This window comes from Arthrobacter sp. AFG7.2 (assembly GCF_002892835.1).
Classification (GTDB): Bacteria; Actinomycetota; Actinomycetes; order Actinomycetales; family Micrococcaceae; genus Arthrobacter.
Genome location: NZ_PJMB01000006.1, coordinates 121,976 through 144,743, shown reverse-complemented (window position 1 = coordinate 144,743; position 22,768 = coordinate 121,976). Strand labels below are relative to the sequence as shown.

The window sequence follows — 22,768 nt, the reverse complement described above, 5'->3', positions numbered from 1 at the left end:
GACGTACTTTGATGCTACGTGGCGGACCCAGACTTGTGGAGCGTGTTCGCCACAGGGGAAACCGGAGCGGTTCCGCGAAGCAGGGCAAGATCGCCGCAGAGGGCCTCCAAGGCGGCGAGGCACTCCCGCGCCTCCTCGAAGGGAAAGAAGTGTCCGCCGTCGAAAATCCGCACCGGGGTGGGAAAAAGGGTGTACTCCTCCCAGCCGGAAAGGAGCGACGGCGGGGCCAGGTGATCGCTTGACCCGCACCAGGAAATGACGGGGACTGGCAAGGGGTCCCGGCGGCGGCTGGCTGTGTCCGGCCGGTAGGTGGTGATGATGCGCAGGTCAGCACGCAGGGCTGGAAGGAACAAGGGACGCAATGGGCTGGTGCGCAAGGCGCTGTTAACCGCCCCTACGGCTTCGAGTGTGTCCAGGAACGCTTCATCGGGCAGTTCGACCACGGGGGCAAACAGGTCGGCGGACGAGTGGTGGGGCGGACGGCTGCCCATCACCAGGACAAAGGCCGGAAGCCGGCCTCCCCGCCGGTGCAGTTCGACGGCGGCTTCGTAGGCAAGCAGTCCGCCCAGGCTATGCCCGGCGAGGACATAGGGACGGTCCGCCGGAACCTGGCCGGCCACTGCCGCGGCGAGGTCCAGCAGCGTCATGTCCTGCTGCGCCTGCAGGAGGCGAAGGTTCACCGCCTGCATGTCAAGCGGCCGGTCCAACCTGCCCGGTGCACGCAGCCAGGGCCTGAAGGTGGCGGCGGATCCACCTGCCGGCGGCAGGCAACATACCAGGGGACGCGCGGGCACGTCAGGCCACCGTCCCGGTGCGGTAGCTCCCGCTGGTGACATGCGCCCACTCCTCCGGTTGACCGGACAGGACAGCGGTTCCCACCAGCAGCGCCTGGTAGCCCGCGCGGAGAAGGCGGAGGGCCGTGTCCGGGGAATCTATGCCGCTGGCGCTGACTGCACAGGGGGTACCTGCCTCCTTGACAGCGTCGATCAGCCGGATGCTGCGGCCCACGCTGTCGGGACCCCTCTCCCTGTTCCGGATGTCCTTGTTGTTGACTGCCATGACGGACCCGGCCGGGCTGTGGATACTGCCGATCTCCACCTCCGAGACAACTTCGATGAACGGCGTGAGCTTTAGCTCCGCCGCATGTTCGGCGAGGGTGTTGAGGCCTTTGACCGGCAACAACTGTGCGGTGAGGAGCACCGCGGAGGCGCCAAGATCACTGGCCTTGAGCAACTGGTCCCGGCGGGTGATGAAGTCTTTCTGGAGAATGGGGAGGTGGGTGAGGCTCCGCACCTGCCGGAGGAGCTCATCGTTGCCGCCGAACCACCGCCCGGTCACAACGGAGATGCACGGAGCTCCAGCCAGGTGGTAGGCCTCCACGATTTCGGGTACCGACCTGCCGTTGAGCAAGTCCCGGCCGGCAGCGTCCTTTTTCTTGATTTCCATGATCAGTGGGTTTGGGCCGGCGAGCACCGCTTCGACAAAACCGGTCACAGCGCAGCCGCCGATCCCACACCGGATGCTGCCCCGAGCCACGCTGCACCGATGGATTCGATGTTCAGTGCAGAAAAGGAACCGTCAGGTCCGCGGGTGGCTGAGTCGACGTCCACACCGCGGTAGGTGGGCAGGGCCCGGAGGGCGGCATGCGCGGCAGCATTGCTTGCCGTCACGCCACCGGCAACGAGGAACGGCAAGCCAAGGCTCCGGGCTGTATCAAACAAGGCTTCCGCGGGTACTTCCTGACCCGTGCTGCCGATGCGGCCGTCCTCGGTCATGGCATCAAAAATTGCGACGTCGGTGCCCGCCCTGCGGTAGGCGCCGAAATACGGCTTTTCCAGGCACGCACCTCCCTGGAGGTGGAACACCTTCACTATGACCGCATCCGCCGGCAGCAGGGTTCGCAGTTCAGCCACCATTTTCGGCGTCTGGAACGCATGCAGCTGGACCCACCGGATCCCGGTCCTGTTCATCAGGTCCGCCAAGCGGGCGGCGTCCGGTGAGAAGGTGACCAGGCAAGGCTGGAGTCCGTCGATGCCGGCGCACAATCCGGCGAGCTCCTCGACCTGGCTGTCGGTGAGGGACCGCATAGAACCTGGAATCCCCCACCAGAGCCCGGCCAGCGTCGCCCCGCCGTCGCCAAGTGCGCCGAGATCTTCCCTGCTGACTGCTCCGCAGGCCTTCAGCTGGACCCGGTTCTTCACTTGAGTCCGATCATCGAGGCAATCCTGTTGTACTGCAGCTCATTGGTGCCTGAGTAGATGGAGCCGGCGATCGAGTTGCGGACTTCCTGTTCAAGGCCAGACTCGGTGAGGTAGCCGCGGCCGCCGAAGACCTGCACTGCGTCGAGGCTTGATGCGAGGTTGTACCGGCTGGTGAGCAGTTTGGCGATGGATACCTCCCGGGTGGCGCGTTTGCCCTGGGAGATGAGGCGGGCGGCCTCGAAAAGCCACATCCGCGATGTTGAGGTCCCAATGGACATGTCCACGATTTTTTGGGCAACCTGCTGGTAGCTGCCAATGGTCTTGCCGTACTGCCGGCGTACGCGGGCGTACTCGACACAGCGCTGGAGCCTTGCGGACATCTCCCCCACGTTGACGATGAACGAATAGAGGATTTCCCGTTCCATGACGTGGTCCAGTACAAGGAATCCGCCGCCTACCCTGCCGATCACGTTCCCGGCCGGAACCCTGCAGGATTCCAGGGTCAACTCGGCCATGGGGGACGTTCCAAGCCCCATTTTCCGAACCGGCGCACCGGCGGTGAGTCCGGGGGTTCCGGCCTCCACCAGGAAAGCGGTGATCCCAAGCGGGCCCGCGTTCTCAGCCGTTTTGGCATAGATCACGTAGACGTCTGCCAGTCCAGCATTCGTGATGAACGCCTTGGCACCGTCCAGCACAAAATCTCCGCCGTTCCGGACCGCGCGGGTTTCCATGCTGAGGGCGTCGGACCCGCTGTCCAGCTCGGTAATGGCATGGGCTCCGATGAGGCTGCCGTCGCACAGCCCCGGCAAGTAAGCCTGTTTCAGTGCGGGCGGCGCGAAATCGTTAAGCGGGGTGGCCGAGCTCGCCATGCTGGTGACCGCCGAGAATGCAAGGCCGCCGTCACGGGACACCTCGCCGAGTACCTCCAGGGCCTCCATGGTCTCGGGGATGGACACGCCTGAGCCGCCGAACCGGGAGTCGAAAGGCATGCCCAGCAGGCCTGTTGCGCGGAGCGCATCCCAGGACTCCCTGCTGAAGTGCCCGTTCCTGTCATTGTCCAGGTGGTCTTTGCTCAAAACCGGGCCGAGGCCGCGCAAGCGCGCCGCAATGGTCGCCGCGTGTTCAGCGTCAGCAGTGCGTTCGGCGGCAACTGTGTGTTCAGCAGTAGCAGTCATCTGTCCACCCCTAGTAGGAGGAGTAGCCGGAAGGGTCGAGGCTGTGGGCCTCGTCTCCGCGGAGGGGTGGATTGAAAACGGAGATGAGGTGCATGTCTTCATGGTCCGCGGCCTGCAGGTGGTGGGCGTCGTGCTCGTCCAGGGCATACAGCACCCCGGGAACGATTTCATGCCTGGTCCCGTCATGCTCCACCACGGACCCGGATCCTGCGATGCAATAGCAGGCCTCGAGGTGGCGGGAGTACTTCAGCATGGAACTGCTGCCTGCCTTGACCACGGTGTGGGCAACAGCAAAACCCATGCTGTCCTGCTCCACGAGGAGGCGGCTGCTGGTGCCGTTGCCCCAGTTGACAGTGTTGACGTCTTCACGCCTGCGAACAAACATGGGAAATCCCTTCGGTAAGTGGTTGATGCGGTGTGATGTTGTGGAGGAACGCGCTGAAGGCTGCCCGGACATCGCCGGCCGCGGAGCCGGCTTCCACGGCCGCCACGGCGGCCGTGCCGATGATTGCGGCGTCGGTGCCGGTGGCAGCCAGCTGATCCAGGTCTGCCCTGGTGCTGACTCCGAACCCGACGGCGATTGATTCCGCGCCGTACGTGCGCAAATCCTGGACGGTGCCTTTGAGGGACTCGTAGCCTTCTGTGGGACGGGAACCGCTGCGTCCATACTTGGCCACAAGGTAGACGTAGGCCGAGGCGGAGGCAGCTGCGTCCCGCAGGGTTTCCTGGCTGGAGACGACGTCATAGCAGGTGGTAACGACCGGAATGCCGGCGAGCGCTGCCGAGCGCCGGTATTCGTCGCGCAGGATGGGCGGCAGGGCGTGGATCAGCAGGCCGTCCACACTTGACGCTGCCACCGCAGCCAGGAAGTTCGCCAAGCCGGGCTGCCTGACCGTATGGCTCCAATCGGCCAGGAGGACGATCTTCAGCCGCCGCAGCTGGGGTTTGATGCCGTCAATGAAGGCCAGCACCTGCTCCAGCGTGATGCCAGTGTCCAGCGCCCTCGAGGCAGAGCGCCTGATGACCGGACCGTCAGTCACGGAATCGGGAAAGGGCACGGCCAGCTCCAGGCAGTCCACTCCCGCCCGGTCCATGTCCAGGACCAGCCCAACAAGTTCGCCAAGGGGTGGATCGCCGGCGTTGAGGAAGATCACTGTACCCGGACCAGCCGCCGTCGGACGTTCGAAGAAGCTGCTCATGGCATCCCCCCGGGCCCCGGCGCGGACTCCACGGGGATGAGGCTGGCGGCCAGCTCAGCAGCGTGTCCCCCGCGGACACTGTCCATCGCGGTGTCGTAAGCACCCGGCCAGGTGGCGGAGTCCCCTGCCGCCATGAGCAGTGCGGCGGCATTGAGGCAGACTGTTTCCGTGACGGTCCGGTTCACCGTGCCGGCCAGTGCCGCCAGGAAATGGCCGACGGCGTCATCCGGAGGGACCGGCGCCAGATCCGCCAGCTCTCCCTTCCCGGACGCTACGGAAGCGGGTTCCAGGTACTCGACGGTTCCGTCCGGCCGGTACACGCTGTTCATGGCGAAGCTCAAGAGCTCATCGACGCCATAATCGTTGGCCGTGACCCAGACCGCCCGAGCCTGATGCCCCTGGGCCAGTTCCCGCACCATCGCCAGGGGTGCCCTTGCGGATACACCTGTCAGCTGGGCCTGCGCGGGAACGTCCGCAATGAATGGACCCACCACGTTCAGGAACCGGCCAAAAGCCTTCATGCCCACCGGCACGATGGTCCGTGCGAGCCGGATCAGTTCGGCGGGATAGACATACTGCCCGGCAAAGGCCAGCCCGGACTGCCGGAGCTGCCGGAGCGTCTCCTCCGTATTTGCAGTGGTCGGGATCCCCGCACGGCCCAGCAGGTCAATCGATCCCAGGGAACTGGCGTAGGAACGCGACCCCGTTTTGACCACCCGGGTTCCGGCAGCGGCAGCAACGAACGCCGCCGCAGTGGAGATGTTCATGGTCCGCGGCCCGCCGCCGGTTCCCACTATGTTCACTGTGCCTTCCGCGCCGCCAGGAAGGTCCGTCCGGCCCTCACGCGGCCCAACACTTTCGATGAAGGCCAGCATGGTGGCGGTGTCCGGGAGATCCGTGGCAAGCGAGGACAGCACCCCCACCACCTCAGCCCGGCTGGTGTGCCCGGGAGTGAGGGCAGCCCAGAACCCGGCCCATTGCTCTGCTGAAACGCTCTCCTCCCGCCGTACCAGGGTTTCCAGGACGTCCGTGGTCACGGCTAGACCGCGGTACGGTTCAGGCTGGCCGCACGGATAAAACCGGCCATGCTGGTGAGGCTGCGGAAGTTTTCCGGATCCAGGTCCTCGTCCCCCACGGAAACCTCAAAGGTCGTCTCGATCCAGGCGATCATTTTCAGCAGGCCAAGGCTGTCGATAATGCCGCTGTTCAGCAGGTCCATCTCACTCGGGATTTCCTGGGGATCCGTTCCGGGAAGGAACTCTTCAATGACGTACTGGCGAATGGTGTCGGTGGTGTTCATGGCGTAAGTACTCCTTGTTGTGGTGCGCGCGGGTGTTGTGACGTGAGCGGGAAGTACTCCCGCTGGGTCTGTTGCCGGTTGATTTTTCCGGTGGTGGTCAGGGGCAGGGCCGTTTCCGTGATCCGGATCACGGCGGGGATGGAAGTGCGGGGCAGGTGGGTGGCGCAGTGCGTGCGCAGATCCAGGACAGACAGGGTGGAACCTGCGGAGCGTTCGACGACGGCCAGCAGCCGCCTGCCCCCGATGGGGTCCGCCTCGGTCATCACTGCCGCTGCCGCCACGGCTTGGTGCAGTCCGATGACCCTCTCAATCTCGGCAGTGTTGGCGGCAACGCCGCGAACCTTCACCTGGTGGTCCGTTCGTCCGAGCAGGAACAGGTAACCACTGCTGTCACGGCGGAAGAGGTCTCCGCTGCGGAAGGCCGTGATGCCATGGCGCCGCGGATGCTGAACGAACTTCCTGGCCGTCAGCTGGGGGTCCGAGTAGCCTGCGGCCATAAACGGAGTGTGGACCAGGAGCTCACCCTCACCGGGACCTGAAATTTCCCGGCCCTCCGCATCCAGCAGGCAGACCTCGGCGCCGGCCACCGGGCTTCCAACGGGAAGTCGCTCCGGGACGGCACGGGATGGAGGCAGGCTGTACATCAGGCTGTCGTTCGTCTCAGTGCAGCCGTACACGTTGTGAATGGTGGCTTCGGGAAATGCGTGCCGCATGCCGTCGACCGTCCGGGGCAATGCCTCGTCACCGGTGAAGATGACGTGCCGGACGTAAGGGTGCCCGCTGCTGCTGCCCGGGTTGTCCGCCCTCTCCCGGGAGGCCGCCGCAGCATCCGCAAGCAGCTGGAGGAACATCGGTACTCCTTGGATGATCTCCACCTTGTGTTCCAGCACCTGCGCCAGCACGTAGCTGCCATCAACCGCCTTTGCAGGCGGGACCAGCACAACGCATCCTCCGCAGGCGAGGGTGGTCCAGACGTCCAGCAGCGATAAATCGAAATTCAACGGGGCCAGGCTCAGCACTGTGGTTGCCGGCCGGAGAGTGAAGGCCGCTGCCGCCCACCCGGCGAAATTGTCTGTTTCCTGCAAGCCAAGGAAAACGATTTTGGGCCTGCCTGTGGACCCGGAAGTGGTGAGCATGAAGCGGACATCTGCAGGAATGACGGGCCCGGCGTCGGGTTGAAGGAGCTCCACGCGGCGGTCCGCCGGGTGCAGGATGCCTGTACACCCTGCCTCTGCTGCTGTGGCGGCGCGGGATGAAACAGGCAAGAGGGGTGACAGCAGCAGGAAGGGCCTCCGCTGGCGCAGGCACTCCAGGACCGCTGCGATGGTTTCACTGCATTTGTGGGCAACGATCGCCACAGCATCCGGTCCGGAAACACCTGCGTCGGCGAGGACCGCGCCCTGCTCTTCAGCCAGGCGGGCCAGCTGTCCGTAACTGACAGGCCCGTTTCCTTCGATCAGCGCAGGTGTACCCGGCCCCGAGGCTGCGTGCGCCATGATCTGTTCGTAGAGGCGGTTCACGGCCTTGGCTCCGCAGCATCGGAGATCCGCATCCAGCCGGCTTTGATGGCCGGGCCGCGGGGCGTGGTGCAGCCAAACACGAAGGTGTCTGCCAAAGCGGTTGGACGGAAGGAGAATACCAGCGGTTCACCAGGAAGGATGGGGAGGGAAAACCGGGCACCGAGGCTCCGGACCGTACTGATCCGGCCGCTTCCAAGCCTGTCGGCAGCGATCTCGCAACCGACCGCCAGGCTGCTCATTCCGTGCGCAATGGGACCCGGGAAGCCGGCATCCCTGGCAGCGGCAGGGCTGGTGTGGATGGGGTTGTGGTCCCCGGAGGCGAGGGCGTAGGCGTTGATGAAGGACTGCGTTGGGGTGACCTCGAATTCCACAGGGTCCGCGCCGGGAAGCGCCCGCACCGGCGAAGCCTGCTGTGCATTGGCACCGAAGTCTTCCCCCTGCAGGTAGCCCTTGAGCAGTACGGTGGCCTTAAGGTCGGTCACAGGGCCGCCGCCGTCGTCGGTCTGGCTGCATGCGATAGTGACGCGGGCGCCCTGTGGTTCCGACCGCAGCGATGTCACTTCGGCGAAGGTCCGGATGGTGTCCCCCGCCTGAATTCCGCGGTGGACCGTCAGCTCCTGCTGCAGGTGGACAAGGCTGGTGTTGCCCGGGAAAAGGCGTTCAATGAGCGCGTTGAAGGCAGGATGGGACAGGACGAAGCCGTGGACAGGGCTGGCTCCGTCTGCAGCGGGGCGGAAGAGAAGGCTGCGCACCACCTGGCGGTAGCCGGCAATGTCACCTGCGGCAACGTCTGTCCTGGTGGCGACGGACAGTCCTTCGAGATGGGGCCTCGCGCCCAGGCCAGCGGGTGCGGTCATGATGCCATCACCAGGCATGCGTTGTGTCCGCCGAACCCGAAGGAGTTGGAGAGGGCCGGGGCAGAAGAAATGTTCCTCGGTTCGGTGTGCACGATATCGAGCTCGATTCCTTGTTCTGTGAGGGTATGGTTGGCGACCGGCGGAACACATCCGGCGCGAAGGGCCAAGAGGGTGGCGATGGCCTCCGCGGCTCCGGCGGCGCCCAGGAGGTGGCCGGTAACACCTTTCGTGGCCGTGACCGGCGGGGCGTCCTGGCCGAAGACTGCTGAGATGGCGTCTGCCTCGATGCGGTCGTTCAGCCGCGTTGACGTGCCATGCGCATTGACATGGCCGATCTCATCGGTTGCCACGCCTGCACTGGCGAGCGCGGCCCGCATCGCATGCTGGGCCCCGAGGCCCGTAGGATGCGGCATGGCGAGGTGGTGGGCGTCGGCCGTGGAGGCATAGCCGAGCACGTGCCCGTAACTCTTGGCACCGCGCGCCTGGGCGTCGGCCGGCCTTTCAAGGACCACAAAGGCGGCGCCTTCCCCCATCACAAAGCCGTCGCGGCCGGCATCGAACGGCCTTGACGCAGAGCCCGGGTTGTCATTCCTGCCCGACAGGGCACCGAGGTTGGCGAAGGCGGCCAGGGTTACGGGCGTTATGGTCGCCTCGCATCCTCCGGCGATGACAACGTCCACGACGCCGGCGCGGAGCATGGCCATGCCGTGGCCGATGGCGTCGGCCCCACTGGCGCATGTGGTTGCCACCGTCAGCGCCGGGCCCATGGTGCCCAGCTTCATGGAGATCATTGCCGCTGCCGCGTTTGGCATGGTCATCAGCGGCATCAGCGGGCTGACGCCCTGCGGCCCTGCGGTATGGAAAAGCCTGCTTTGCTGGTCGCTGGTGAGCCTGCCGCCCACTGCGTTGCCCACCACCACTGCCGTTCGCACAGTGTCGGTTTGCGGGGATCCTGCGTCCCTGAAGGCATCCAGCGCCGCCACCAGGGCGAAGTGCGAAAAGGGATCCAGCCGGCGCAGTTCCTTTGCCGAGGTTCCGGAGGGAACCGCTGGTTCCACGGCCCGGCATGCCAGCCGGACCGGGTGGCCGGCGAATTCTTCGCCATCGAGGAGGGAAGCCTTGGACTTCCCTGCCACTATGGCTTCCCAAAAGGTGTCCGCGGAGTTTCCCGCTGGAGTGACCAGCCCGATGCCCGTCACGGCAATTGCGGAGGCCGCCATGGCTGGCCTAACCGCCGATCAGGTTGCAGCGGGCGGCGGCGCGGAGGAAACCCCGGGCAGCCTCGTCAAGTATCTCCGGTGAGTGGTTAGCGGTGATGGCGATCCGCAGGCGGGCCGTGCTGACAGGAACAGCAGGCGTGACCACGGGGAGCCCGATGATGCCTTCGTCGCGGCAGGCCGTGGCAAAGTCATAGGCTTCGAGGTCAGTGCCAATGATCAAAGGCACGACGGCGGTTTCGCTGGCTCCGGTGTTCATCCCGGCTGCCGAGATGGTGCTGCGGAACCGTGCAGATTCGGCCTGGATACGTGCAACGCGCCAGGCTTCGCGGTCAAGGATCCGCACTGCCTCCAGCGCAGCGCCGGTCTGTGCTGCTCCGAGCGCGGCTGAGAAGAGGAAAGGCCTGGCGGCGTAGCGCAGGTGGTAGATGAACTCTGCGGTTCCAGCCACCCAGCCACCCATCGACGGGATCCCTTTGGACAGTGTCCCGAGTTTGACGTCGGCGAGCGCTTCGAAGTTGAAGTGCTCCTCGATGCCCCTGCCGGTAGCTCCAATGACGCCCATGGCGTGTGCCTCATCCACCATCAGGAGGGCGCCGTGGTCATCGCAGACTTTGCGTAGTTGCGGCAGCGGGGCAATGTCCCCGTCCATTGAGTAGACGCTGTCCACGATCACCAGCCGGACGCCAGTTGCAGGAGCGTCGCGGAGCCGCCGGTCCAGGTGTTCAGGATCGTTGTGGCGGAAACGGGTGACGGTTGCGCCGCTGAGCTGGCAGCCGTCCACGATGCTGGCGTGGTCGTATTTGTCGATGAATACCTGGTCCCCCGGGCCGCAGATGGCACCGACCGTCCCAACGTTCGCGGCGTAGCCCGAGCTGAACACCAGGGCCGCTTCCCTGCCGTTGAAGCCGGCCAGTTCGGTTTCGAGTTCCTCGTGGAGCGGTGTTGTGCCGGCGAGCGCCCGGACCCCGTGGCTGCCGGTACCGTACATGTCGACCGCGCGCTTGGCGGCTTCGTTGACCCGCGCGTCACCACTGAGGCCAAGGTAGCTGTAGCCGGACATCATCAGCAGCCGTTCGCCGAAAAGATCGACGAACGGCGTCCCCGGCACGGGGACGTACGGCATGAAGCTGTTGCGGCGGTTGGGCTCGGATTCGAGTTCCTTCACCCGCCGGTGGGTGCCCCGGACTTTGGCGTTGAGGTTGTCCCGGGATGCGGGTGCAAGGGTTGCGGTCATTCGCGGCTGTCCTCCTGTTGGGACCGGCGGGCAGCTGGATGGAATGTCCAGGCCTTGGCCGGTTGATTGCGGATATGACTGTTGTAGGCCAGTCAGCGCAATGCGAGCGCAACAGGGGCAGGCGGGGGTTTAGCCGCCCAAGGGGGCTGCAACCCCGGTGGCTGGTTGCCGGCGACGGTATTCCTGGGGGCTTACGCCGTACCGTTTCTTGAAAGAGGTGCTGAAGCTGAAGGGGCTGGCGTATCCCACCTGCCGCGAAATGGTGGTGAGGGTAAGCCGTTCATCGGCCATCAGGTCGGCAGCCTTGGCAAGGCGCCAATGGTTCAGGTATGCCATGGGGGGTTTACCCACGCGTTCATGGAAGCGGCGTGCCAGTGACGCCCTCGAAACCCCCACCCTGCCGGCCAGGGACTCTACCGTCCATGGCATATCCGGTGAGCTGTGGATCAGTCGGATGGCCTGCTGGACGGCAGGGTCCCGTTCGGCGGTAAGCCAGTTGTGTTCCGCGTTGGGAACCTGTGCCGTCCAGGACCGGACGGCACCGATCAGGAGCAGGTCCAGAAGCCGGTCCAGCACGCTGGCCTGGGCAACACCGTCCCGGTCTATTTCCTCCATCAGGACCGCAACAATGGGGTTCTCTGCCTGCTGGATCAGTACGTGGGGCGGCAGCGAGGACAGCAGCAGGTCCCCCACTTCGCCGCTGCTGCGGTACGTGCCAACGAGCATGGCGTCCGGGCCGGCAGCGTCGTTCCCCCAGGTGCGCAGGCCGGTGCGCAGGTCCTGGGCGAGGTCTTCGCCGTTGGAACCGGAACAGTTCTGGTCGATGCCGATGAAGTAGGAGGGTTTTCCGTCCGGCTGGTCGGCCAGGACATAGGCAGACGGGTCGCGGATCAGGAGGAGGGCGCCAGGTTCCAGGAGGATTGGGTCACAGTTGCGCTGCCGGAAATATGCAGTGCCCCGCAGCATGGCCACAACCGTGAGGGGGGCATCATCTTCCACCTTGATTGACCACGGCGGGGACATCTTGACCTGGAGCAGGAAGGCGTTGCGGGCCCGCGGCCCGTCAAGGAAGTCTGTGAGGGGATCCATAGGGCGAGTGTAGACCATGGCGTATGGAGAAGACTGTTCAGATAATGGATAGTCTCCGTTTACCCTGCAAGGCTTGGATCAGGTAACAACCCCAAGCAAGGAGACTTCCATGGCCCGCACTCCCCGGTTCCTCGCCCTCGCCACCGGCCTGGGTTCCTGCGCCGTCGGCGCTGTCTACAGCACGTTCTCCCTTAACGTGATGCCAGCGCTTGCTGCGCTGCCGGCCGCGGAAGCGATCGAGCGCATGCAGCAATTCAATCGCGGCGCTGTCATGTGGCCCTTCATGTCGCTGTTTTTTGGCACCGCTGCATTGAGCGCCTACACGCTGGCGAAGGAAGCCGGGGCAGGCGGTTCCCGGCCCCGGTCAGCCCTTCGGGCAGCCGGTTCGGGAATGTACCTGGCCGGGTTCCTGCTGACGGTCGCCTTCCATGTGCCCCGCAACGACGCCTTGGCCGCACTGGATCCCTCAGCGTCGGCGGCCCCTGCTGCGTGGGACAGCTTCCTGGCCGAGTGGACCGGCGGGAACCATGTTCGGGCTGCGCTCTCGGTCGCCGGCGCCGGTGCGCTGGTGCTGTCCGCCCTGCGTCCCGCTGGAACCGCTGTTCCCGCCAGCGCGCAAACAAAGTCCTACGCCGGCTGATGCCCCGGCGGCTGCAGGGCACGCTGCCTGCCCTGCAACTGCGCCCACACGGCACGGCGGCCGAACCTCTGCGTGTTTTTCATCCCCTATGATGAACCTGTCCCGGGCCGGATCGCCGCCGGACCGGGCACGTCGCCAAGTGCTATACCGATCCACGGGGGTGGGATCCAGGCATGAAACAAGATATCCGGCCGCAGGCCGAGCCAGTCCGCACAGACCCGGCAGGCGCCCTGCCACAAACATGGCCCGCCGCGCCGAACCTGGCGCACACCGAACTGCGCCTCACCGGCCCGGTGTGCCTGATGGTGGCCGGGCACGAACCCGTCCGGCTGGCGAGCGCCCAAGCCCAGGCCGCGGTCGCGCGCCTTGTCCTTGACCGCCTGGGCAACGGCACACCCCGCGAGCAGCTGGCGGACGTCATCTGGCCGGAAGGCCTGCCGGACACGTGGGCATCGGCAATGCGCAGTGTCGTCAGCAGGATCCGGCGGTTCCTTGCCGCTTCCGGCGTGGCCGGGGCGGACCTTACATCGCATGGCGGGCGCTACTATCTTCTCCTCCCGGCGGGCATCGTGGTGGACGTCGAAGAGGCCGAGAAGCAGCTGGCCAAGGCGGCCGCCGTCGTCACGGAGGAAGCAGATGCGCTGTGCGCCCTGCGGGAAGCCGAAAACGCGGTGCGCTGCCTCCGGCGGCCGTTCCTGGCCAACCGGGAGGGCGACTGGGCCGCCCACATGCGGATGCATCTGGCCGACAGGGCGAACCACGGGCTGGAAGTTGCTTCGCAGGCGGCACTGTCCGCCAACGAGATCGGAGCTGCGATCTCGCACTCCGCGGAACTGATATCCCGCGCCCCGCTCCGTGAGAGCGCCTACCGGAACCTCATGAGCGCGTATCAGGAAGCAGGCAACCGCGGTGATGCCCTCGCCACGTACAGCAGCCTCCGCAGCCACCTCAGGGACGAGCTGGGAGTAGACCCCTCACCGGAAACCCAGCAGCTGTACTACGAAATTCTCGGTACCGGCCCCGGAACAGCCGGGGCACCTCTGAAGCAGGCGCGGCGCCGGCGGCATTTTGTGGGGCGCGGGCCCGCCCTGGAGGCTCTGGACCGGGCACACCGGGCAAGTCAGCGGGGCTCCGTGCAGATGATTCTGCTGACGGGTGAGTTGGGCATCGGAAAGTCGCGCGTACTGCATGAGTTTGGCCGGCAATTGAACCATACGGAGGAAGTGGTGGTGCCTGTGCAGTGCCAGGCCTATCCGCCCACCCGTCCTGCGATTGCCTCCAGCCTGGCAGAAGTCGCAGCCCTGGCGGCCGAGGGCAGCGTGTTCGCCCGCGTCCAACGCCGGCTGGAGAAGGTGGCCTCGGACTGCAACTGGGACGCTTCCGGGCCTGGCGCCGGGGCGGCAGTCGGGTCCCTGGTGGAACTCATCCTGGAGGTCGCCGCCAAGCTGCCAACCACACTGATCCTGGACGACCTGGACACCGCGGATGGAATAACACAGGCTGTGGTGCGGCGCCTGGTGTTCCACACCGGCCCCGCCGTACGGCTGACGCTGGCGGCTGCCTCCACGTCATCCCGGAGCGCCGCAAACTTCCTGCGGCATGCCCACGAACTGCCACACCCCAACGCTTTCCAAGCCATCGAACTGGCGCCCTTCACACCCTACGAGGTCCACGAGTTCGTCTCCGCAGTGCCGGATGACGGAAAGGTCCGCCGCCCTGGCATTGGTGAACTGATGGACCGCTCCGGCGGCAACCCGTTCCTGCTTTCCGCCCTTATGGCCGCCGGTGCGGGCCAGGGCACGGGAAACGACGCTGTTTCCCTTCCTGTCCTGGACTACGTCCATACCAGGACGGCGGGGCTTGACCCGGATGCCGCCACCCTGCTCGCCTATGCTTCCGCGTCCGGGGAAACCATCGACTTTGATGTGGTGTCAAAGGCTGCCGGCCGCACAGGAATAACCGCAGGCACCATCGGTTCCCTGGTCCGCGCCGGGCTCCTCATGGAAAGCCCGAGCTCCGGGCATGCCGGCCTACACGGTCATTTCCACCATTTCCGGCACGGGCTGGTAAGGGAAGCGATCTACGCCGGGCTGGGCACTGCCGAACGCTTCGAGATCCATTCACGGCTCTTCAGCACCCTCCGGGAGCTGCAGCGGCATACGCCTGCCCGGGCAGTTCCCGAGCTGGCCCGCCAGTTGCTGGCCAAGCAGTCACTGGGGAAACAACTCCTTGACCATGACGGGCCTTCACTGCGATTGTCCGACAGCGTGGAAGCCTGCCGGGAAGCGGCCGCGGCCGCAGTTGGCCGCGGCCGGGTCAGCGACGCTGTGCGGCTCTACCTGCAGACCCTTGAGCTGGCACCCCCGCAGCACGTGGAGCTCAGGGCACGGACCCTGGCTGAGCTGGGCCGGTTGGAGGCGGCCCATGCGCTTCCCGGGGCGATTGACCACCTCCGCGATGGAGCGCTGCTTGCCCTGCAATGCCGCTCCATCACCGTTGCACTCGACGCAGCAAGCGACCTCATTGAGCAGTTTGACGGTGTTCCCCACTTCCAGGGCGAGACTACGGCGCTGACGGACCTGGTGCTGCAGGAAGTAGCAGGGCTCCCTGCGGACCGGCCTGCGGCGGAAGAGGAAGGCGCCGCGCTGGGCAGGTTCATGGCCAGGTCGTATGCCGTGGCCACGTCCCGTCCTGCGCCAGCACTTGCAGAGCGGGCGATGGACGCCCTCCACCGGCAGCTGGCCAACTTCGCCCCGCCCACCCATGGTGCACAGCGGGCCCGCACCGCCGAGGATCTGTGGCAGCTTGCCTCGGCAGCAGGCCATCCGGACCTGGCTGTTGAGGCTGCCCGGAACCGGGCAGCCGCTGCGGCAATCCAAGGGGATGCCCGGGCCCTTGCTGAATGGTCCGCCCGTTTGGAGGAAACGGTCAAGCGCCATGACCATCCTGAACGGTTTCGGCATCTCCTGGACGCCGTGGTGCTGATGACCCAGGTTTCCAGCGGGTGGGCCCTCTGGAAGTGCACCGGCCCACACCTGAAGGGCAGCGGCGCCCAGCGGCAGCTCCTGGTGGCCCGCTGGATCCGTTCCGTTTTTGGTCCGCACCCCCAGCACCCCCAGCACCTCGCCGTTGAAACGGACCGGGGCCTGACCCATCCCGGGTACCGCGCCGACCAGTGTCTCCAGGACGTGCTGGACGGTCAATTGGGAACGGCAAGGCTCCGGCTCCGCGGGCTGCTCCTCGAGCCAACCCTTCCGCCAGGGAACGATGCCGAATTCCACTCGCTGGCCGTGATGGCAACCGCAGCAGCGGAACTGGGAGATGTTACAGCAGCGCAGCAACTCTATGGATTACTTTCTCCGTTGCGGCACCTGATGGCGTGCCACGGGATCCAAAGCTTCGCCGGCCCTGCTTCCTACCACCTCGCCCGCCTGGCGCGGATAACGCACCACGTGGACGAAGCAGAAGAGCTTGTGACTGCCTCGATCAACCAGGCCTCGGCCATTTCCGCCCGGCCATGGGTGGCTCTGGCACAGCGGGAACTCGCTGTGATCCTGCAATCCCGGGGGCGTCCAGGGGACGCGCGGCTGATCGAGGCGCTGCTGGCTGAGGCCACCCGCCTTGTCCACGGCTATGCGGGGCCTGCCGAAGGACGTGACGTACCCCTCACCGCCCCTGGCTGACCAGCAGAGGCGCTGACCCGGTCCGCCTGGCCTTGGACATAAGTTGGCGGAGGACGTCGGGAACAGCGTCCCCCGGCTGGGCCGCGATGACGGAAAACCCGGGCAGTGAGGCGTCCTGCAGCAGCCTTTCGATGACTACACGGCTCGCCTCGTCCACGGCGCACACGTCCGGAACAACAAGGGTGGCCGGAGCCTGGCGGACCAGGGCGCGCAGCCACATCTCGATGTCATCGAGGCAGCTGAAGCCCGGCCCCTGCCGCACCTCGACAGGGAGGCCCGTCCCGGGTTCCTGCCGGGACAGGTGCCTCAACATCACATCGAGCAGGATGATCCTTCCGTCGTCGCGCCCGTCCCCTTGGGCTGGTCCGGCCGGGTGCTGCAAGCGGAGGACCACATCCCCGCGGGCGTGCGCCTGCAGGGCGAGCCGGGCGATCTCGGACTCAAGCGGGCTGTCCTCCCGCGGCCTGGCAATGGCCAGGCGCGGCAGCCCGCCGTCGGACGCCTGTGCTCCCTGCGGGTCAGCCCGGCGGGTGCCGGATGCCCATCTCCTTGCCCACTCGACGCACGGCGCCTGGGCTCGTGGTTCCCCGGTCCGGACAAGGAAGCGGAACACCTGTTCACGCCTGCCCGGCCCGTCCACGACATTTTCGGTCCAGACCATGGTGAGGGACGGACCGAGCAGCGGGCCCGCAACCATGGCAACAGAACCGCACGTGGTTGCGGTGCCGGGCGGTGCCACGGCCAGCAGGCGCAGCCCCAGGGCCACCGCACCGGCAGCGTCCAGGGGATCTGCACTGTCTCCCCAGCCAAAAGCCACCAGGCCAAGGCTGATGTCCACCCCGTCCAGCGGGGCTGCCGCCATGATTCTCGCCAGTACCTGCAATGCGTCATAGCTCGTGTCGAAACAGATGGCCTCAGCCGCCTGTGCCGCCTCCGGGACCAGGGCGGTATCCAGACGGCACCAGACGCCCGCCTGCTGTCCTGCAAGATCCAGTTGTCCTGCGAACCAGGCACGGCCGGCCCGGTCCGCAGCTGCCACCAGGACAGTTCCGGACCGCATCTCCGGGTACACGTCAGTGGCCCCCGTGACCGGCTGTGACCGGCTGGTCAGCAACTTCCCAGATGCCCGTTGCAGCGGCCTCGCGTGCAAATTCACTGAAGTCTTTGGGTTCGCGGCCCAGTGCCCGCTGGACGCCGTCCGTCAGCGACGCGTTGCGCCCGTCGAGGATCAAGGTGAAGAGGTCAACGAAGTCGCGGGGCAGGCCTTCCTTGGCGAGGATGGCTTCGTACTCCACCGCCGTCACCGGGCTGTACACGATGTCCCGGCCGGTTGCTGCGCTGATCTCGCGGGCGACTTCGTGGAATCCAAGGAGCCGGGGGCCGGACAACTCATAAACCTGGCCGTCATGGCCCGGCTCAGTCAGGGCGGCAACCGCGACGTCGGCAATATCCTCGGCGTCCACGAACGGCTCCACTGCGTCGCCGGCGGGAATGGAGATGACGCCGTCAAGCACCGGGCCGAGGAAGAAGCTCTCGTTGAAGTTCTGGTTGAACCAGTTGCAGCGCACGATAGTCCAGGCGATGCCGGAGTTTTGAACCGACTCCTCGCTTGCCACGGCACCGTCCTCGCCCCGGCCGGACAGCAGCACGATCTTCCTGACCCCGCGGTCCGCAGCTGTCTTGGCGAACCGCGCAATCAGCTCGGACACTCCGGGGAAGGCAAGATCGGGATAGTAGGTGACATAGGCCTTGTCGATTCCCTCAAGCGCAGCGACCCAGGTGCTGTCGTCGTCCCAGTCGAAGGCGGGGAATCCTGTGCGGGAACCGATGCGGACCGGGATACCCCGGACTGCCAGCCGCTCGGCTACCCTGCGGCCGGTCTTGCCGGTGCCGCCGATGACCAGGATCGTGTTGTCGTTTGCCTGTGTGCTTGCCCCAACGGGCTGGTTGTTTTCCATGCTTCAATCGAACCAACAGCGCGGGCCGCCGGACATACTCGCTCCACTCACCTTCATGCGCTCCCGTATCCCGTAGCCGGCTGGTTCGCCGCTTGTTCGTTGAATATTTCCCTGACGGCCGCTACGACGGCGTCCGGAGCTTCAACATGCAGTGCATGGCCGCGGCCGGGGACGTCAATGACCAACGGCTGCAGGAAGCTCCGGGAGCCTTCGTGCAGCACTGCTGGCGGAACCACACGGTCCTCCCCGCCGCTCATCAGCACCACGGGAAAGCTCAGCTGCGATGCTTCGTCCCGCAGGTCCAGCGCTTTGATGAGACTGAAATAGGCGCGGCGTACAGGCGGCGGGGTGGCAGCGAGGTGTGCAGCCACGTCCATCCGGCCGGGGAACGGCCCGCGGGGACCCATCGTTGTTGCCAGGATCCGGCCTGCGAGCAGTGGAATCCCCAGGACCAAGGAAAACAACGGGCTACCCATCAGGGCAAGTTCCGCCGCGGAAACCTGCTGGCCGTGAACTGCCGTGCCCAGCAGGGCCAGGCCACGCACCCCCACCGGCCGGGTGTCTGGGCTGTGCCGTGGCGGGGAGGCCGCCAGAAGGAGCGCAGCCAGGCCCCCGCCTGAGTGCCCAACCAGTAGGGGGTCCTGCACGCCGCGGCCGGCAAGTACTGCCCCCGCATCAGTCGCCAACAGGTCCAGGGACAGGGCCGCCCGGCCCAGGGAAGACCGGCCGTGACCGCGAAGATCAAGCGTCAGGACCCGGATCCCGGATCGCAGCAGGCCTTTGGCGACAGGTTCCCAGTCCTTCTGGCAGCCGCCCCATCCGTGGATCAGCAGGGCCGTTCCGGTTTCGGTGCCGGTCGCCCCCACCCCAACGGCAACCGCCACCGGTTTCCTGTCCACCACGCTGAGGAGCGCGCCGTCTTCCGTCCTGATCACGCCCTCCCACCTGCCGGCGGCGTCCTCTTCCCAGGCTTCTTCCCACGCTTCGCTTGGTAAAGGGTTATCCCCTGCGGCAGGACCGCCGGCACCGAACTGCCGGTTCAGCTTCCGGAAAGCGGCCGCAGTGCCCAGGGAATGTTCTGCACCCACATCCTTAGCCCTGGCGAGCAGTTTCAGCCATCCTTCAGGGCTGGCCCGAAACTCCATGGACAATGAAGTGCGGCCGTGCCCGGCAGGACGCAGCCGGAACGTGCCGCTCCCTGAGAAGTTTCCCTTGACATAGTCCATCCGCAGCAGTTCCGCCGGGACCACACGGGTGGTTTTTGCCGTGAACCGCAGCTCAGGACCCGGTTTACCCATCCCGTTGGGCCGCACAGCGATCTCCGTCAGCGCACCCTCAGTGCCGGGACGCAGGTGTGTAGGGGTGAAGCTGTTCTTCTCGTTCCACCAGCCGCTGGCGCCGCTGAGCTCCGCAATAAGGGCCTCCCAGACCTTGGCGGGCGGAGCAGCAATGACCGCCTGGTCAACGAGGTTGTAGCCGGCCCGTGTGTATCCGCCCCGGCTCATCCGAAGAAGTTCTGGCCCGGTGCCAGGAGATAGCGGGGATCAAAGGCGGCCTTGTTCCGCTGGAGCACGTCGTATTGTTTCCCGAAGTGGCGCTTCCAGTCGGTGACGGTCATATTGGGTACCGCGCCGATGATGTAGCGCTTGCCACCCATGGCCACCAGTCGGTCGTAGAGGCGCCGGTTACGTTCCAGCATGGCCTCGAACCCGGTGGTTTCGGGGCTGTAGAAGTTCAGCAGGTCAAAGAAGAACACGGTTCCGTCAGAGCTGTGGGGAAGGACAAACATGGGGCTCTTGATCTTTGCAGGATCCAGCGGGGACAGAAGGCAGAAGCCGTCGCCCAGGTCAGCCTTGGTCAGTTCCGGCATGGTGGCGTTGACGAACTCCACCACTTTGTCCCCTGGAATAAGCAGGCTGAGCCAAGGCTTCTTTTGCGCCCAGTGGCCGGCCTCCCTCAGGTAGACAGCGAACTCGTCGATCCGGAACGCCCAGTCCCGGTACGGAAGCGTGAAACTGGTGCGCAGCGCCCGGTCATCCCTGAGACCGTCAAGGGTTTCGGGAGCCGGCCCCTGCTCCGGCGGCGTCAGGTAGGAGCCCAGTTCAATCTTGTAGAGCCAGCCCGAATCGTCAGCGTTCCGGAGGACCTCGCCGGAGTGGTGGTCATAGCGGCCCGCCGCCATCAAGGCTTTCTGATCCGCAGCATAGTCCTGGACGTTGCTGTAGAAGAGGTTGGTGATGGTGGCGGTGCCCTTCGCCGGCACCAGCGCCACGCGCAGCTTGGTGATGACACCGGCCTGGCCCGCCCCGGCCAAGGCGGCGTGGAACAGTTGCGCGTTCCTGGTGCGGGAAGCCAGCGAGACCTCGCCGCGACCATTGACGATCTCGATCTCGCTGATAATGTCGCTTTGCAGTCCGTAGCGCTGGACGCTAGCACCTACGCCGCCCACCGAAACGGTGCCGCCGATGGACAGGTGCAGGTAATCGGTGAGCGCAGGAACGGTGAGCCCGTGGGGCAGTGCGGCGTCCACCAGCCGCGCCCAGGTGACGCCCATGTCCACCCAGGCCGAATCGGCAGAGATGCGGTGGATCGTGGACATGCTCTGCGCATCGATCTGGAGGCCACCCGGTGCAAGGGCCTGGCCGTAGTTGGAATGCGATTCCGTGTCCGCCCCCTCCCCGCTCTGGCCGTTGACGGCCACCTTGATCCGCTTGTCAAAGGCAAAGCGCATCATGGCCTGGATGTCCTTGACGGAGCCCGGCCGCAGCACAGCCGCCGGCTGGGCTGTGACGAAGTGGCCGAAGTCCGTTGAGAATTGGGAGCGGACAGCGGGTGAGAGTTCCAGCGTTCCGTCCAGCCGGGGCGTCCTGGACAGGTCGGCAGCCTGGGCGGCACCTGTTGTCCAGGCCGCCTGGGAGACGCTGTAACCGACGACGGCGAGGGCTGCTCCCTTGAGGAGGGTACGGCGGGCGAGTGGTGTGGTGTGCATGGGTTACCTTCTGTGGTGTGGTTCCGGTGGCGGAGGTTAGGCGTGGACGGCCGGTGTTCCGGCAGTATCGGTTGCGCTGGTGTCAGCGGTGGCGGTGAGGAGGTAGTCGGCCACTTTGAACTGCGATGTATGTCTGCGGAACAGCCAGGTGTAGGTGGGCCAGATGGATGGGTTTTCACCGTTGCTGTCCTGGTACCAACTGACGCAGTTGCCTGCCGCCCAGACGGTCCCCTCAAAGCGCTTGTTCAGCCAGTCCTTGTACTTGGCCTGCGCTTCGGGAAGGACATCAACGGAGCTGAGGCTGCGCTGGTCCATCACTTTCAGGGCGGAGACGAGGTACTCGAGTTGAGCTTCGATCATGACGGTCTGCGCAGAGTGGCCCAGGGCAGTATTCGGTCCCAGCAACATAAATAAGTTGGGGAAGCCGGACACGGTGGTACCCGCAAACGCGGACATCCGCTCCTCCCACGCCTGCTCCAGTGTGGCGCCGTCCTTGCCTTCAATCAGTTTGGCGATGGGCCGGTTAACCGCCTGGAATCCGGTGGCAAGGATGATGACATCGGCGGACCGTTCCTTGCCTCCGCTGACGATGGTGGAGCCGCGCACTTCCTCGGCGCCGCCCGTGACAGTTTCGACGTTGGCCTGGGTGATCGCCGGGTAATAGTCATTCGAGAACAGGATCCGCTTGCAGCCCACCGTGTAGGACGGCGTGAGCTTTTCCCGCAGCTGCGGGTCCAGGACCTGCTTGGCCAGGTGGCCCGTCGCAGAGCCCTGGAGGGTTTTCTGCATGATTGCCGGGCGGGCCATCATGAAGGCGAGGATTTCCCGGCCCCACATGTTGAAGTTTCGGCGGAAGGCCTGGTAGCCCGGGACATGGCGCCGCAGCCACAGCTGGGAGGAGCTGATTTTCCGGTCCGGCTTGGGAGCAATCCAGGCGGGTGTGCGCTGGTAGATGTCAAGGGAAGCCACCAGCGGTTGGATTTTGGGGATGAACTGGATGGCTGATGCGCCCGTGCCGATCACCGCGACCTTTTTTCCGGTGAGGTCCAGGCTGTGGTTCCAGCTGGAGCTGTGGAAGACGTCCCCCGTAAAACCGTCCAGCCCCTTAATCTCCGGGAGCACGGGGTCGCTGAGGTAGCCCGTGCCCGTCACGAGGATGTTCGCTGTGTAGTTGCCCTGCGAGGTCTGCAGCCGCCACACTTGCGCGTAGTCATCCCAGGTGGCTTTCTCGAGGCTGTGATTGAACCGGATGCTCTCCCGTATCCCGAACCTCGTGGCGCAGTCCAGGAGGTACTGGAAGATCTCGTCCCGTTTCCCAAAGGTCGTGGACCACTCGGGGTTTTGGGCAAAAGAGTACGAGTAGAGCAGGGACATCACGTCGCAGGCGCAGCCCGGGTAGCTGTTATCCCGCCAGGTGCCTCCCAGTTCACCTGCACGTTCGAATATCAGAAAGTCGCTGGTGCCCTCCTGCTTGAGGCGGATTGCGGCACCCAGGCCGGAAAATCCCGCACCAATTACCGCAACCCGCGTGTGCGGGGTGCGGCCGGCAGGCGGATCCTGGATGTCTATGACATCGACGGAGCCGGTCTCATCATGTGTGGTCATGGCTGTAGTGCCTCTCATCCGCGGGCGGAGGAATTCCAGCCCGTTCTTTCCTGTAGAGGTTCGCGCCAGGCCGCAAGAGCAGCGCAACGGCACTGGCC

20 protein-coding genes are annotated in these 22,768 nt (G+C 65.6%); 2 read left to right on the top strand and 18 right to left on the bottom strand.

Annotation, left to right across the window (positions count from 1 at the left end):
• Window positions 1–14: 14 nt before the first annotated feature.
• From CXX84_RS12565 to CXX84_RS12505, 13 genes are all read right to left on the bottom strand, one after another.
• Complete coding sequence (locus CXX84_RS12565) at window positions 15–836, bottom strand: thioesterase II family protein (RefSeq protein ID WP_102977045.1); 822 nt, start codon at window positions 834–836, stop codon at window positions 15–17.
• Window positions 796–1,473, bottom strand: a complete 678-nt coding sequence (locus CXX84_RS12560) for a hypothetical protein (RefSeq protein WP_223253094.1) — start codon at window positions 1,471–1,473, stop codon at window positions 796–798. The genes CXX84_RS12565 and CXX84_RS12560 overlap by 41 nt, the downstream gene beginning before the upstream one ends.
• A gap of 17 nt (window positions 1,474–1,490) precedes the next feature.
• Window positions 1,491–2,201 carry an N-(5'-phosphoribosyl)anthranilate isomerase gene (locus tag CXX84_RS12555; protein WP_102977043.1) on the bottom strand — a complete coding sequence of 237 codons (711 nt, stop codon included), beginning with the start codon at window positions 2,199–2,201 and terminating at the stop codon, window positions 1,491–1,493.
• Window positions 2,198–3,376 carry an acyl-CoA dehydrogenase family protein gene (locus CXX84_RS12550; RefSeq protein WP_189337585.1) on the bottom strand — a complete coding sequence of 393 codons (1,179 nt, stop codon included), beginning with the start codon at window positions 3,374–3,376 and terminating at the stop codon, window positions 2,198–2,200. The genes CXX84_RS12555 and CXX84_RS12550 overlap by 4 nt, the downstream gene beginning before the upstream one ends.
• A gap of 10 nt (window positions 3,377–3,386) precedes the next feature.
• On the bottom strand, window positions 3,387–3,761 hold the full coding sequence (locus tag CXX84_RS12545; protein WP_102977041.1) for an ectoine synthase: 375 nt from the start codon (window positions 3,759–3,761) through the stop codon (window positions 3,387–3,389).
• Window positions 3,742–4,575 (bottom strand): tryptophan synthase subunit alpha, encoded by an 834-nt coding sequence (gene trpA / locus CXX84_RS12540; protein ID WP_102977040.1) that lies wholly within the window; start codon window positions 4,573–4,575, stop codon window positions 3,742–3,744. Before trpA ends, CXX84_RS12545 begins: the two co-directional genes overlap by 20 nt.
• Window positions 4,572–5,612, bottom strand: a complete 1,041-nt coding sequence (locus CXX84_RS12535; RefSeq protein WP_102977039.1) for a hypothetical protein — start codon at window positions 5,610–5,612, stop codon at window positions 4,572–4,574. Before CXX84_RS12535 ends, trpA begins: the two co-directional genes overlap by 4 nt.
• A gap of 2 nt (window positions 5,613–5,614) precedes the next feature.
• Window positions 5,615–5,875, bottom strand: a complete 261-nt coding sequence (locus CXX84_RS12530) for an acyl carrier protein (RefSeq protein WP_102977038.1) — start codon at window positions 5,873–5,875, stop codon at window positions 5,615–5,617.
• The gene (locus CXX84_RS12525; protein ID WP_102977037.1) at window positions 5,872–7,395 is read right to left on the bottom strand and encodes an AMP-binding protein; all 1,524 of its coding nucleotides are present in this window, start codon (window positions 7,393–7,395) and stop codon (window positions 5,872–5,874) included. The genes CXX84_RS12530 and CXX84_RS12525 overlap by 4 nt, the downstream gene beginning before the upstream one ends.
• Window positions 7,392–8,252, bottom strand: a complete 861-nt coding sequence (locus CXX84_RS12520; protein ID WP_189337584.1) for a MaoC family dehydratase — start codon at window positions 8,250–8,252, stop codon at window positions 7,392–7,394. The genes CXX84_RS12525 and CXX84_RS12520 overlap by 4 nt, the downstream gene beginning before the upstream one ends.
• Window positions 8,249–9,472: a beta-ketoacyl-[acyl-carrier-protein] synthase family protein gene (locus tag CXX84_RS12515; RefSeq protein WP_102977035.1), complete on the bottom strand. Its 1,224-nt coding sequence runs from the start codon at window positions 9,470–9,472 to the stop codon at window positions 8,249–8,251. The genes CXX84_RS12520 and CXX84_RS12515 overlap by 4 nt, the downstream gene beginning before the upstream one ends.
• A gap of 7 nt (window positions 9,473–9,479) precedes the next feature.
• Window positions 9,480–10,706 carry an aminotransferase class I/II-fold pyridoxal phosphate-dependent enzyme gene (locus CXX84_RS12510; protein WP_102977034.1) on the bottom strand — a complete coding sequence of 409 codons (1,227 nt, stop codon included), beginning with the start codon at window positions 10,704–10,706 and terminating at the stop codon, window positions 9,480–9,482.
• A 129-nt stretch (window positions 10,707–10,835) separates the two neighbouring features.
• Window positions 10,836–11,795 carry an AraC family transcriptional regulator gene (locus CXX84_RS12505; RefSeq protein ID WP_102977033.1) on the bottom strand — a complete coding sequence of 320 codons (960 nt, stop codon included), beginning with the start codon at window positions 11,793–11,795 and terminating at the stop codon, window positions 10,836–10,838.
• Window positions 11,796–11,904: 109 nt separating this feature from the next.
• Here CXX84_RS12505 and CXX84_RS12500 point away from each other — a divergent pair, with 109 nt between their 5' ends.
• Entirely contained in the window at window positions 11,905–12,435 is a 531-nt protein-coding gene (locus CXX84_RS12500; protein ID WP_102977032.1) for a DUF1772 domain-containing protein, read from the top strand.
• Window positions 12,436–12,608: 173 nt separating this feature from the next.
• Window positions 12,609–16,118 carry a BTAD domain-containing putative transcriptional regulator gene (locus CXX84_RS12495; protein WP_102977031.1) on the top strand — a complete coding sequence of 1,170 codons (3,510 nt, stop codon included), beginning with the start codon at window positions 12,609–12,611 and terminating at the stop codon, window positions 16,116–16,118.
• Here the strand turns inward: CXX84_RS12495 and CXX84_RS12490 are convergent.
• From CXX84_RS12490 to CXX84_RS12470, 5 genes are read right to left on the bottom strand one after another with little or no spacing between them, the layout of a single operon-like run.
• Window positions 16,102–17,178, bottom strand: coding sequence for a hypothetical protein (locus tag CXX84_RS12490; protein ID WP_146031878.1), 1,077 nt, complete (start codon window positions 17,176–17,178; stop codon window positions 16,102–16,104). The two genes, CXX84_RS12495 and CXX84_RS12490, sit on opposite strands and share 17 nt — an antisense overlap.
• Before the next feature lie 13 nt (window positions 17,179–17,191).
• Complete coding sequence (locus tag CXX84_RS12485) at window positions 17,192–18,076, bottom strand: NmrA family NAD(P)-binding protein (protein ID WP_102977029.1); 885 nt, start codon at window positions 18,074–18,076, stop codon at window positions 17,192–17,194.
• 53 nt (window positions 18,077–18,129) lie between these two features.
• Complete coding sequence (locus tag CXX84_RS19150) at window positions 18,130–19,581, bottom strand: alpha/beta fold hydrolase (RefSeq protein WP_189337583.1); 1,452 nt, start codon at window positions 19,579–19,581, stop codon at window positions 18,130–18,132.
• Window positions 19,578–21,065, bottom strand: coding sequence for an FAD-binding protein (locus tag CXX84_RS12475; RefSeq protein WP_102977028.1), 1,488 nt, complete (start codon window positions 21,063–21,065; stop codon window positions 19,578–19,580). The genes CXX84_RS19150 and CXX84_RS12475 overlap by 4 nt, the downstream gene beginning before the upstream one ends.
• A gap of 36 nt (window positions 21,066–21,101) precedes the next feature.
• Window positions 21,102–22,670 (bottom strand): flavin-containing monooxygenase, encoded by a 1,569-nt coding sequence (locus CXX84_RS12470; RefSeq protein WP_102977027.1) that lies wholly within the window; start codon window positions 22,668–22,670, stop codon window positions 21,102–21,104.
• Window positions 22,671–22,768 lie beyond the last annotated feature (98 nt).